Annotated in this window: 14 protein-coding genes and 3 pseudogenes; 5 read left to right on the top strand and 12 right to left on the bottom strand. The window is 38.6% G+C overall.

The window, feature by feature from the left end:
• Positions 1-541: 541 nt before the first annotated feature.
• The 5 genes from Q4567_RS21900 to Q4567_RS21880 form a co-directional block, all read right to left on the bottom strand.
• Complete coding sequence (locus Q4567_RS21900; RefSeq protein ID WP_303502429.1) at positions 542-1102, bottom strand: hypothetical protein; 561 nt, start codon at positions 1100-1102, stop codon at positions 542-544.
• A 280-nt stretch (positions 1103-1382) separates the two neighbouring features.
• Positions 1383-1832: a hypothetical protein gene (locus tag Q4567_RS21895; protein ID WP_216049438.1), complete on the bottom strand. Its 450-nt coding sequence runs from the start codon at positions 1830-1832 to the stop codon at positions 1383-1385.
• Positions 1833-2303: 471 nt separating this feature from the next.
• Entirely contained in the window at positions 2304-2852 is a 549-nt protein-coding gene (locus tag Q4567_RS21890) for a hypothetical protein (RefSeq protein ID WP_216049437.1), read from the bottom strand.
• Between the two features lie 89 nt (positions 2853-2941).
• The gene (locus Q4567_RS21885) at positions 2942-3424 is read right to left on the bottom strand and encodes a cupin domain-containing protein (protein WP_216049436.1); all 483 of its coding nucleotides are present in this window, start codon (positions 3422-3424) and stop codon (positions 2942-2944) included.
• 127 nt (positions 3425-3551) lie between these two features.
• Positions 3552-3857 carry an NIPSNAP family protein gene (locus tag Q4567_RS21880; RefSeq protein WP_216049435.1) on the bottom strand — a complete coding sequence of 102 codons (306 nt, stop codon included), beginning with the start codon at positions 3855-3857 and terminating at the stop codon, positions 3552-3554.
• Between the two features lie 240 nt (positions 3858-4097).
• Here Q4567_RS21880 and Q4567_RS21875 point away from each other — a divergent pair, with 240 nt between their 5' ends.
• Both Q4567_RS21875 and Q4567_RS21870 read left to right on the top strand, forming a co-directional pair.
• Positions 4098-4340 (top strand): type II toxin-antitoxin system Phd/YefM family antitoxin, encoded by a 243-nt coding sequence (locus tag Q4567_RS21875; RefSeq protein ID WP_216049434.1) that lies wholly within the window; start codon positions 4098-4100, stop codon positions 4338-4340.
• Between the two features lie 6 nt (positions 4341-4346).
• Positions 4347-4643, top strand: a complete 297-nt coding sequence (locus Q4567_RS21870; RefSeq protein ID WP_216049433.1) for a type II toxin-antitoxin system RelE/ParE family toxin — start codon at positions 4347-4349, stop codon at positions 4641-4643.
• Positions 4644-4773: 130 nt separating this feature from the next.
• Here Q4567_RS21870 and Q4567_RS21865 read toward each other — a convergent pair whose 3' ends face one another.
• A complete protein-coding gene (locus Q4567_RS21865) occupies positions 4774-5061 on the bottom strand; it encodes a DNA-binding transcriptional regulator (RefSeq protein ID WP_303502426.1) in 288 nt (95 codons plus the stop codon).
• Positions 5054-5227: pseudogene (locus Q4567_RS21860) on the bottom strand (transcriptional regulator); the annotation flags it as partial. The pseudogene Q4567_RS21860 and the gene Q4567_RS21865, both read right to left, overlap by 8 nt.
• Positions 5228-5593: 366 nt before the next feature.
• Between Q4567_RS21860 and Q4567_RS21855 the strand changes: the two are divergent.
• The 3 genes and pseudogenes from Q4567_RS21855 to Q4567_RS21845 form a co-directional block, all read left to right on the top strand.
• Positions 5594-5836, top strand: a complete 243-nt coding sequence (locus tag Q4567_RS21855) for a type II toxin-antitoxin system ParD family antitoxin (RefSeq protein ID WP_303502424.1) — start codon at positions 5594-5596, stop codon at positions 5834-5836.
• A pseudogene (locus Q4567_RS21850) lies at positions 5833-6135 on the top strand (type II toxin-antitoxin system RelE/ParE family toxin). The gene Q4567_RS21855 and the pseudogene Q4567_RS21850 overlap by 4 nt, the downstream one beginning before the upstream one ends.
• 116 nt (positions 6136-6251) lie before the next feature.
• Positions 6252-6428 (top strand): annotated as a pseudogene (locus Q4567_RS21845) (IS110 family transposase); the annotation flags it as partial.
• A 4-nt stretch (positions 6429-6432) separates the two neighbouring features.
• On the opposite strand, the gene Q4567_RS21840 reads toward Q4567_RS21845, so the two are convergent.
• The 5 genes from Q4567_RS21840 to Q4567_RS21820 form a co-directional block, all read right to left on the bottom strand.
• Complete coding sequence (locus Q4567_RS21840) at positions 6433-7494, bottom strand: serine hydrolase (RefSeq protein ID WP_303502422.1); 1062 nt, start codon at positions 7492-7494, stop codon at positions 6433-6435.
• 129 nt (positions 7495-7623) lie between these two features.
• Positions 7624-8052, bottom strand: a complete 429-nt coding sequence (locus Q4567_RS21835; RefSeq protein ID WP_303502420.1) for a DUF4440 domain-containing protein — start codon at positions 8050-8052, stop codon at positions 7624-7626.
• A 169-nt stretch (positions 8053-8221) separates the two neighbouring features.
• Entirely contained in the window at positions 8222-8782 is a 561-nt protein-coding gene (locus tag Q4567_RS21830; protein WP_216049428.1) for a hypothetical protein, read from the bottom strand.
• 106 nt (positions 8783-8888) lie between these two features.
• Positions 8889-9344 carry a hypothetical protein gene (locus Q4567_RS21825; protein ID WP_303502418.1) on the bottom strand — a complete coding sequence of 152 codons (456 nt, stop codon included), beginning with the start codon at positions 9342-9344 and terminating at the stop codon, positions 8889-8891.
• A gap of 94 nt (positions 9345-9438) precedes the next feature.
• Positions 9439-10215, bottom strand: a complete 777-nt coding sequence (locus Q4567_RS21820; protein ID WP_216049427.1) for a nucleotidyltransferase domain-containing protein — start codon at positions 10213-10215, stop codon at positions 9439-9441.
• Between the last annotated feature and the right edge of the window lie 95 nt (positions 10216-10310).

Raw genomic sequence — 10310 nt, 5'->3', positions numbered from 1 at the left:
CAGAGCAGTAGCTAAGGCTAATCATCGTTCTGGGTTAAAGCAGCTACTTTTTAAACATGGGTGTCTTGTTAAGAACCCGTTTTAAACATGGGTGTCTTGTTAAGAACCTTGTTAAGAACCGAATCAACCCGCACAACCTGAGGCTGGCATTCTCATTATTTGCTTTAAAAGTATGATATTTGAAATTTTTAGGGATAAAAATATTGTTCAAACTCAGAGCAGTAGCTAAGGCTAATCATCGTTCTGGGTTAAAGCAGCTACTTTTTAAACATGGGTGTCTTGTTAAGAACCATGGGTGTCTTGTTAAGAACCCTTTAAACATGGGTGTCTTGTTAAGAACCGTCCGATGTGATAAGCACATAAAATAGCCGAACTTGAAACGACTAAATTAATACTATTTTGTTTAAATATTTCGCCCATACTTCCTTGCTGTTTAACTTTTAATTAACGGGCGCAGGCTCGTGGGGCATAATGACCAAGCCGCCCATACTTTCGCGTCCCAGCCTGCACCAGTATGCGACTTAATTTTTTGTTAGATGACTTATTTATCCATCCAACACGAGTCATAAATGAGCGTTCCATTACTGATGAATTTAATTTTATGTACTTTGTTGTATTCGTCAATTGGGTTCGGTTCTTCGCCTTTTTGGAGAGTGAACGTACTCGAAGTAACTACGTCTCCGTTAATTGTAACCATTGCTTTTGAATTAAGAAGACCTGCTTGAAAGCCATTGATTATAAAACCATAAACATTTACAGCTATTTGTTGTTCTTTTCCTTCCAGAGAGCTTAAATCTGACTGCAAGAAGCCAATGTTCTTGGTTGGTTCTGATATACCTTTGAGGCTACTCGTAAAGTATTCTATGGTTTCGTCGAGGTATGGAATATACGGGTTAGGATTTGATGTAGAGAATTCAATTAAATCCGACACCGACAAGTAAACTCTCGAGTTTTCATTAGGCAAAAACACTGCAGGGTGTTCAACAGACAGTGAATGTTCGATGTCTCTTTTTTCAATTATGGGATAAATATCAAGTGAGCAAGGGTCGTAATCACTTTTGGCCTCGCTACTGAAAAGGAAAAGGTATATTAAGACGACCATGATTTTTTTCATTGTCATTTAACTTCCCAATAACGAGCGTGGGCACGTGGGGCATAATGGCGAAGCCGCCCTGCGAGTTTGCGTCCCAATGAGCGCAGCGAATGAACACATTGTGTTTGTTATGTTTTTATTTTGCCAAATATCATTTTGGCTACCAGTTGGCACTGTATTTTTTGTTAGCTTCAGAAGCTTCAACTTCTAACGGTGCTTTATCGTATCCGAACTCCGCCATATCAGAAAAATGTTGGGTTACGACTTTATCCAAGCTTGCTCTTTCTATTCACGATTTAACTAACCTAGTGACTTTAGCTAAACCATAACCTAATGCGCCAGCAACGGCACTAAGCCAAATGGCATGAATAGGAATAAAGATAATAGCTAATGCCGAAGTAGATGAGGTGTGTTCAGACGTAAAATGCGAATGCTGCATATCCCAGTAACCCCAAAAATGGAAAAGAGAGATAGTGGCAAGTGAGCAGTAAAGCGCGATTTTTCCGATTGTAGAACTTCTAAGGCTAGAAAAAAGAGCAACTAAAGAAAGCACTATATAGGGAACAATTCTGAAGACAGTTGAAAACAAAAAACTATCTAAAGTGAAATATTGGGTGGCACGTTCAAAGCCTAGTTGAAGATCGTACCCGCCGACAATAACAGCTAGTAGCCATTCAACTGTTGTCTCATTTATCAAGAGAAAAGACAGAAACAATAAAGTCCAAAATAACCATTTCATACCGAATTCCTTTTCGTGCATAACGTTCCAGATAAGCGGCGCAAGCTTGCTGGCTATACTTGGCGAGGTACGAACCTCAGCTAGCGAATTGGTGTCTGCAACATACGTTTGTTATTGCGTTTCACTATCGCGGCTTTGCCGCCACAAGCAATTAGCACAACAACGTTGGTAAAAATAAGCACCCTAGACTAAACCAAATTGCCAGAATATTGCAACTATTGATGAAGGTATATTGAACCAGTTTGGAGACAACCATTTTAGATGTAAGTATTTGAAGTTGATAAAACGGTTAACCAATTACGGAAAAAAACGGTTGTTGACTCGCAGAATTACGGAAAGGCCCAGCCTTTGTGCTAAACAATATAATTAAAATCTTACGCGCTATAACTTTAAGCTAAGCAGTAAAGTTGCCTGAGGCATAATGGCGAAGCCGCCCTGTGTGTTTGCGTCACAGCGAACGCAGAGAATGCGTTAATTAGCTTGTGATATATTTGCACCCTTTATATCAATAAGTTGTTGGATTACATCAGGTAATTTTTGGAATGCATTATTAGCATACGCAATCACGAAATATTCACCTCTCATTTGATTAAAGCCTAATATTTTATTTGAGTTGGCTACATTACGAAAATGAGTCTCAACGTCTAATTGAGAAATCTTTAATTCAATTGAAATACCATAAACACCACCGTAAAGCTTTTCTCGTTTGATATTGCCGACATTTTCCCAACTTACATCAAGGGATGCAGATTCTTCACTTGAAGGGGATGAAGGGAAATGTATTCCGTTATCATCAGCTGTGAAATATACCCAGCCTTTCCAATTTGATGGCTTGAGCGATACAAATAAAAAAGCCAAGCCTAAAAACACGAAAGTATACTTTAATACCCATAGGGAATTATCCGACCAGCCTTCATAAGTAACATAAGCTATTAAAAGTGCTCCGGATATTAGAGCGTAAACTGAGCATATTAACTTAGCGCCCCATGATGGTGTTTCGTATTTAAAGGTTCGATTCATTTATAGGTCACACCATTGCAAGATAGGCATATCGCCGCCATAATTTGCCGATTGAAGCCCAGCGTAAAGCGGTCATATTGATGGCTTTATTATGACTTTTTACCCGCATTTGGCTCACTGATATTCCCAATGTCTACAAGGTTCCATGGCATATTCTTTTGACGATAAATCCGTTTATTCAGCTTTGGATAGTCACCAACATCATGCTCCAAACGCTGACCAATTACGATACATTTTAAAAGACAATTGCCGTTATTGCGCAGAGCGTGAGCCTCACCACCCGCACGATAACCGATAAAATCACCAGGTTTTACTGTATATTTTTCATGGCCTATTTGCGCTTCGGCTGTACCTTCGAGTACATAAACGCATTCATCTTCATGGTAGTGTTTATGAAACTCTGTAGATTCGTGGCCGGGTTGAATTTCGATAATGTGAAAGCCGAATCCAGTTAGGCCTGTAAGATCGCCCAGTGACTTATTAATTCTTTTGGCGTTCTCATTAAGGAAATGGGTTTTCGAAATACCTTCAAGCTCTTCTATTTCTTCCTTAGTAACTAGATATTTATCCATTACTCTCTCCAGAGTCATACCAACTTTTCAATAACGGGCGCAGGCACGTGGGGTATAATGGCGAAACCGCCCCGCGTGTATGCGTCCCAATGAGCGCAGTGAGTACGTTTATTGAGTTGTTAAACGTTTACTCGAAAATAGGACGAAAGAAGCTTCTATCGTAACTTAAAATACACCTGGTATCTTCTGCATATTTAAATGCACTGATACATTCTTCATCCGCAAGTGATTTAACTCGGTATTCTTCGTACTCAGCCAAGCTAGGAAAAGAAAATAAGGCTAAGGCTTTGTTGTTAGCCCCCTCTGAAGGAAGAAAATATCCGTGATGAGTTCCACCAAATTTATTTACTAACGGTATCCAAAGTTTAGCGTAATGCTCAAATTCTTTAGCTTTATAGGGGGCAATTACGTAATTGAGATAACAAGTGACCAAGTGAATTACTCCATGTATTTGTGATTAACGAATAACGCCCGCCTAACACGGAATGGTTGGCATGGCTTTTTGCGTTATTTGCGTTATTTGCGTTATTTGCCAAAACCATGACAACTTTACATTGTCTGAGTTTAAGCTCTTGATAGTTTACTATCCGCACAAATCGCACGATTTAATTACATTAACCATTTCATGCGAATAACTATAATCTTAATGTTACTGTAGATTTGGAGAATGTTCATGCGCACATTAACAGCAAATGACGCTAAACGTAATTTTGGTGAGTTACTTCTTAGTGCCCAACGAGAGCCAGTAAAGATTAGCAAAAACAGCAAAGATGCTGTAGTTGTAATGTCTATTAGAGATTATGAAGAGCTAGAAGCAATGAAAACTAACTACCTTAAACATTGCTTCGAGTCAGCCAAGCAAGACTTGGCGCAAGGCAATGTAGTTGATGGTGAAGATTTTTTAAACGCCTTGTAACCAGTTATGCAAAAGAATAGATACAAATTAAGTAAACTAGCACAGGCTCATTTACGAAAAATCAAAAGCTATGCCGTCAACAACTACTCTGAAATTCAGTGGCACAATTACAAAGATACATTACTAACTGGATTTCAAATGCTTGCGGATAACCCTGCCGTAGGTCGGAGTTGTGATGAAATCTACCCAAATGAGTTTTACTTTCCTGTAGGCAAACACACGACATACTTTACAAAAGAAGACGGTCTCATTTTGATTGTTGCTATGCTCAGTCGTTCACAACTACCACCGAACCATTTATAACTATGATTACACCGTATATTTGGAGTTAGGGTGATGATTTTAATTGGTAAACTAACGCTTAATATAACTGGAAAATACGAGCGCTTTTCAGCGAGTAGTTTTCCAGTTTATGTTTTTGTTATATACCGATTTAATGAAGGTCTGCAAACACTTCTGGATGTTGTTCAGCAATACGTAATAATGCAATGGCAGGACCCTGAGGATGTCTTCGACCTTGCTCCCAATCTTGAAGAGTACGCATACTGACTCCCAGTAAACTAGCAAAAGCTGATTGGGATAAATTTAGTTTTGAACGGATTACCTTTGGCTCCGATGGTTCCGATAACTCAGTAGTTTTTAACAATAACTTACCGTGTTTAAAACGCTTAATTTCATTTAAGCCTTCTAAGATTTCTAGACCTATATCTCGATTACTCATGATCTATTGCCTCCGCTATTTGCTTAAGAATATGAGATGCAATTGTTGAACGCTCAGATTTACTATACATAGTAAGCATCCAAATCTCATGTTCTGACTTTTTCCAGTAATATATTGCACGTACACCACCACTTTTTCCTTTTCCGGAAGGAGCCCATCTAACTTTCCGTACTCCCCCAGATCATCTAACAATATCACCAGCGTCAGGCTTTTGTAGCAAGTAAGATTGCAGGCCTCGATAGTCATCGTCCGATAAGTAATTTGGTAAAACTTTCGTGAATATACTTGTTTCAATAAATATCATAACATAATCATACGGCAATGCCGGACTTTGTCAACAAGCTACAACAGGCATATAACCGCCCAACTTAGGGACAATAACACGTAGGCTAAAATGGAAGCGAAGCGACTGAGCCTACGTGTTATTGCCCCAGTGAGCGCCAGCGAACGACTACAGTTGTTTGTTATGCGCTATTGACTTACAACATACAAATACCATAATTAGGTATATATTGGTACTCGGAGAAAGCAAATGGCTAAAAATACCAGCATTACCCTTGGGGACCATTTTGATAGCTTTATTGCTAGACAAATTCAAACTGGTCGATATGGTTCAGCGAGCGAAGTGATTCGTTCAGCTCTTCGCTTGCTAGAAACACAGGAGACCAAATTAAACACTTTGCGTCAATTACTTGTAGCAGGTGAAGAAAGCGGCGAGGCTGAATACGACCTTGAGCACCTGATATCAGAACTAGATGGTGAACTAATAGAGTGAAACCATTTAAGTTAACAGTACTGGCAAAATCTGATTTGAAAGACATTGCGTTGTTTACACAACGGAAATGGGGACGATAACAGCGTAATGTATACCTAAAGCAGTTCGACGATTCATTTTGGATGTTGTCTGAAAATCCTGATATCGGTAAAAGCTGCGACGAAATAAGAGACGAATACAGAAAGTTTCCGCAAGGTAGTCATGTTGTGTTCTACAAACAAACAGGTAGCCAGGAAATTCTGATCATAAGAATTCTTCATAAAAGTATGGATGTAAATCCTTTACGCTTTGGCGCATAGACATAATGACTCCCCTTGAGCCAGTTTGAAATAGTGCTGATCTCCAATTATTCGTGGGTTAGTTAAAAACCAGAGCCATAATAGTTTTGCAAAGAAACTAAAAAAAGGAGATCAGCATGAATAAACATAGCATATTTTTTATTGGCTTAGATACGCATAAAGAATTCAACGAAGTTGCTTATATTGAAGACCAACGTGGCGCTAAACCCGTTCACTTAGGTAGGCAGTCAAACAGTAAACTCGCTATCAAAAAATTAGCTCGTCAGCTTGAGTCTAAATATCCTGATGCAAGTTCCACTACCACTCAGAATTACGTCTTAATAGTTGTGTAATCGATTTTGCTATTTCCCATCGTGGAGTATTGCTTGAGTTAGTGAGAATAATCATTGCGTTTTTACTTTCTGGGTAAGCAAGAACTAGCGATTTGTATCCTCTGATACTACCTGGGTGCCTGGCGACTTTACCATGTTCAGTTTTATATACTTGCCAACCCAGCGCCATATATATTTCACCCCACGTAGTTTTTATTTGCGGCTCCAACATTTCATTATATGTTCGCTCTTTTAAAATTGATGCATCACAAGCAAGGGTTAGCTTTAGCCAATGACTTAAATCACGAACATTAGATACTAAGCCTTCACTTGGGTTAAATGATACATCATAAGGACGTTGTTCAGTTTTATCGATTAACTTACCTTTGTAAGTTGGACTCACTTCAGCAAAGTACTCATTCCCACCGAACGAATAATTACTTTTTTTCATCTGGGCAGGTTTCAATATATTGTCTTGTATGAACTTTTCATATTTTTGTCCAGAAGCCGCACTTATAACCGCACCTAAAATATTAAAATTAGTATCACTATATTCAAAAGTTTTGTTTTCAGTATTTTTAGGTAAAAACTGTATGACGCTATCTAAGTAGGACCTTATTGCTCTTTGCTTGTCAAAATTCATAGGTTTGATTGAATCATTTATCCCTGAAGAGTGAGTAAGTAGGTCTTTAACCGTAATGTTACTGTCTTGAAAACGGGGGATATAGTTACCTATTTTTTCATTTAACTTTATTTTGTTTTTCTCTACTAGTTGCATTACTGCTTGAGCAGTAAATAGCTTAGATATTGAAGCGATACGAAACAATGACTCTGAATTGGTAGGTTTTTTATCTTTATCATCAATAAAGCCGAACCCTTTAATATAAGTTAGTTCACCTGATGTAATTATAGCTACAGACATAGATGGGATATCATTTTGTAATCGAATATTTTCTAGCGTAGCCGTCAACTCTTCTTGCACATTTACAGTATTAGCAAGGACATTAGAAGAAATGGTAAAGAACACGATTAAAATTAATTTATACACCAAACTTCCTTGTGGAACTTAACGCCGTTTTAAGCGGCTAAAAAAAGCTGGCTATACTTGAGCGAAGCGAACAGCCAGCTTTTTTTGTCCGCCTTGAAAACCCTTGTTAGGCGCGACCATCAAACAGCCCTAGTTAAACATATCTGCCGCCACTTTCCATTGACCATTCTCTTTAACCCAAACCACTAGGTAATAACCTTGTAAGGTTGAACCATCGGCGAGTATTGTAGTAGCTGCACCGTAGTCATAAGCCATATCGCCACTAGATGAAATATGCGCGAAGTCTGACTTCCAAGAAACTTGTTCTTCGCCCTCCATCATTGCCTTTGTGGCACGACGAATACCTTCGATATCCTCGATTGGCGCAACTCCAGGCATTATTAGGACAGACTTATTTGCCATTAGTGCCATGACCCCGTCTAAGTCGCGCTGACTGAACATGACGGACCACTTGGATTCTAACTCTACGATTTGACTTTCCTCAGTTTGAGCATCATCTGCCATTATGGAAGATGTGTACAGCAGAAATACGATTGAAAAAAATTGAAAAACTCTCATAAGAACTCCTTTTAGTTTGATTAAAATACTTACTTCGATTGACGCCTAACGCTTCAAACACGGGCGCGCTTTATGCGCGTCCGAATGAGCGTAGCGAGTGACTGTGTTTTGACTTGTTATGCGGAAACACTGACTATGTTTCGTAACTTTGAGAGAAAGGAAACTAACACTAGCTTTCTTGTTGGTTGTCACGTCGAAGAAAATCAAAACAAACGAGAAAGCCAATACTGATTAGAATGTACGCGATAAAATTGAACCAAGACGCACCTGCAATCGCCAATATAGATCCAAACACAACTAGTAGGGGGCCAACCTTTGATTGCTTCATGTAAAGTGAGCATGCAAGTATAAACCCAGTCATCAAGACTTCCTCGTTTCCCCACAGCATAAATGGCTGCCAAATCATTGGTGTATTAATTAATTCTTTCGCGACGGCTGTCCGCAAACCATCATCAGCGATTCCCCAAAAGACCAAATCGATAATACACATTCCTATCATACAAACGACGCCAATCGTCATAAAAATGCTCGCGATTAAACCTACTCCGTGTCGCGGAAGTCTCATGATATACGGTAAGTACAATACTACCCCTATCAACATAACCCAGTGACTTACGTCGACTGAAGATAGCCCTTTAGTCGTTGCTCCAAATTGGTAAATCCAAAATTGGCCAATCGAAAATATACTTAACCCAACAAGAAATACCAATTTATCGGTACGGTTTATCATAACTCACTCCAAAAAAGCTACATAAGTGGTGGTTTCTCTCGACGCATAACGTCCCAATATGCCGACGAAAGGAGCGCAGCGAGGTGAGGTCGGAATAATTGGTTTGTTAGAGGGCATACTTTATATATTCCAACAATCTTGATAATTTCTCGTGATCTTCGAAATCTTTATTTTCAGACAGTTCGTGAAGCTGACTTAATTTATTTAAATGCTGAAAGAGTCTTAACCTATAGCCGCAAAAAGTAAGCCTGTTATCTCCATAAAAAGCCAGAATATAACTTTCACCTATAATGATATCATCGGGCGTCCAATACGATAGATATGAAAAGTCGAAATGTTCAGCTTCATTCCCCTTTAAAACATCATAAACCCTTAGTCGAAATGTATACCTTGGTTCAGTATTGTTAAATGAGCCACTTTCAATAACTCCAAACAATATATCTGTAGCATTTACAAGTAAGTCATTTTCAGTTATCTCATCATTTACTTTTCCGCCCACCTCACAGGTCAACCCGAAAGTATGAAGTGGAATCAATAAAAGTAAAAAGACTAAAACTTTCATTACATGCCCTCTAACGCCTTGCTAAGCGGATAAAAATGGTTGGTTAAAATCGCGCAGCGATAACCAACTGTTTTTATTCCGTTTAAGCAACTTGTTAACTGCCATATTCGCCATTTAGTACATCAATGAAGAATGGGTTTAATTTACTAAAATCTGTTTCAGATTTTTGTTGCTCTTGCGCTTTGTCCTTAAACCTTTCTAATTCTGAGCTAATAAAGTCACTAATTACATCAATTCGAGGAAGGTATGCACTTTCAAAACCTTTACGCTTATCTTCCAGTAACTTTTGAATTGCAGACTTTAGGGTCTCATCATGCACCAATTCATTTACTAGCACTTCAAACTCCATTGGTACAACACCGCGATCTTGTTCGATCCATTGCATCGCTAGAATAGGTCTAAGAACATAGAAGTACTTCTTAATTCTTACTGTTTCACCCTGTAGGTATTCTCGGAAATTTCCACTCGCCATATGTGAATAGTGGTAAAAACAAGAACGTGGTGAATAGTGAATAGGTATTAACTCTTTAAAAGCCTCTGTAAATTTATCATTTTGCTGATAGACGATTGGCGAATTGAACCATTCAATTAGAGCTGGGTTTGATTTTCTAAGAAGTTTAAGTGCTTTTTTCAAGTCCCAACCACTTATATCTAATAAGTCATTAATAGGTTTTTCAACTACATCTCTACAATATTCATGATCAACTCTAAGATACCAATCCTTATTTCGAACATATACAAAACGAACATCATAGTCACTGTCAGCTGATGGGAACCCCCATGCTCGACTGCCTGATTCACATGCATACAATATTTTAATATTCTCTTTAATTTCTAGAGCTTTAAGATTTTCCAATATCTCAGTACGCACTGAATACTCCTTGGCAGTTAACGCCCCAAGCAGGGGATTTTATGAGCGCTTTTCAGCGAGTAAAATTCCCGCTGACTTGGCTTGTTATGTTTCGT

It is taken from the genome of Aliiglaciecola sp. 2_MG-2023 (genome assembly GCF_030548145.1).
Lineage (GTDB): Bacteria > Pseudomonadota > Gammaproteobacteria > Enterobacterales > Alteromonadaceae > Aliiglaciecola > Aliiglaciecola lipolytica_A.
Note: the sequence above shows the minus strand (reverse complement) of the source record. Positions and strands in the feature narration are given on the sequence as shown.

What these genes read in the sequence shown, in the direction of transcription:
- Q4567_RS21835 (WP_303502420.1), bottom strand. Translation starts at nt 8,052, where the DNA reads ATGAGAGTTTTTCAATTTTTTTCAATCGTATTTCTGCTGTACACATCT.
- Q4567_RS21830 (WP_216049428.1), bottom strand. Translation starts at nt 8,782, where the DNA reads ATGATAAACCGTACCGATAAATTGGTATTTCTTGTTGGGTTAAGTATA.
- Q4567_RS21855 (WP_303502424.1), top strand. Translation starts at nt 5,594, where the DNA reads ATGGCTAAAAATACCAGCATTACCCTTGGGGACCATTTTGATAGCTTT.
- Q4567_RS21890 (WP_216049437.1), bottom strand. Translation starts at nt 2,852, where the DNA reads ATGAATCGAACCTTTAAATACGAAACACCATCATGGGGCGCTAAGTTA.
- Q4567_RS21875 (WP_216049434.1), top strand. Translation starts at nt 4,098, where the DNA reads ATGCGCACATTAACAGCAAATGACGCTAAACGTAATTTTGGTGAGTTA.
- Q4567_RS21825 (WP_303502418.1), bottom strand. Translation starts at nt 9,344, where the DNA reads ATGAAAGTTTTAGTCTTTTTACTTTTATTGATTCCACTTCATACTTTC.
- Q4567_RS21895 (WP_216049438.1), bottom strand. Translation starts at nt 1,832, where the DNA reads ATGAAATGGTTATTTTGGACTTTATTGTTTCTGTCTTTTCTCTTGATA.
- Q4567_RS21885 (WP_216049436.1), bottom strand. Translation starts at nt 3,424, where the DNA reads ATGGATAAATATCTAGTTACTAAGGAAGAAATAGAAGAGCTTGAAGGT.
- Q4567_RS21870 (WP_216049433.1), top strand. Translation starts at nt 4,347, where the DNA reads ATGCAAAAGAATAGATACAAATTAAGTAAACTAGCACAGGCTCATTTA.
- Q4567_RS21865 (WP_303502426.1), bottom strand. Translation starts at nt 5,061, where the DNA reads ATGAGTAATCGAGATATAGGTCTAGAAATCTTAGAAGGCTTAAATGAA.
- Q4567_RS21900 (WP_303502429.1), bottom strand. Translation starts at nt 1,102, where the DNA reads ATGGTCGTCTTAATATACCTTTTCCTTTTCAGTAGCGAGGCCAAAAGT.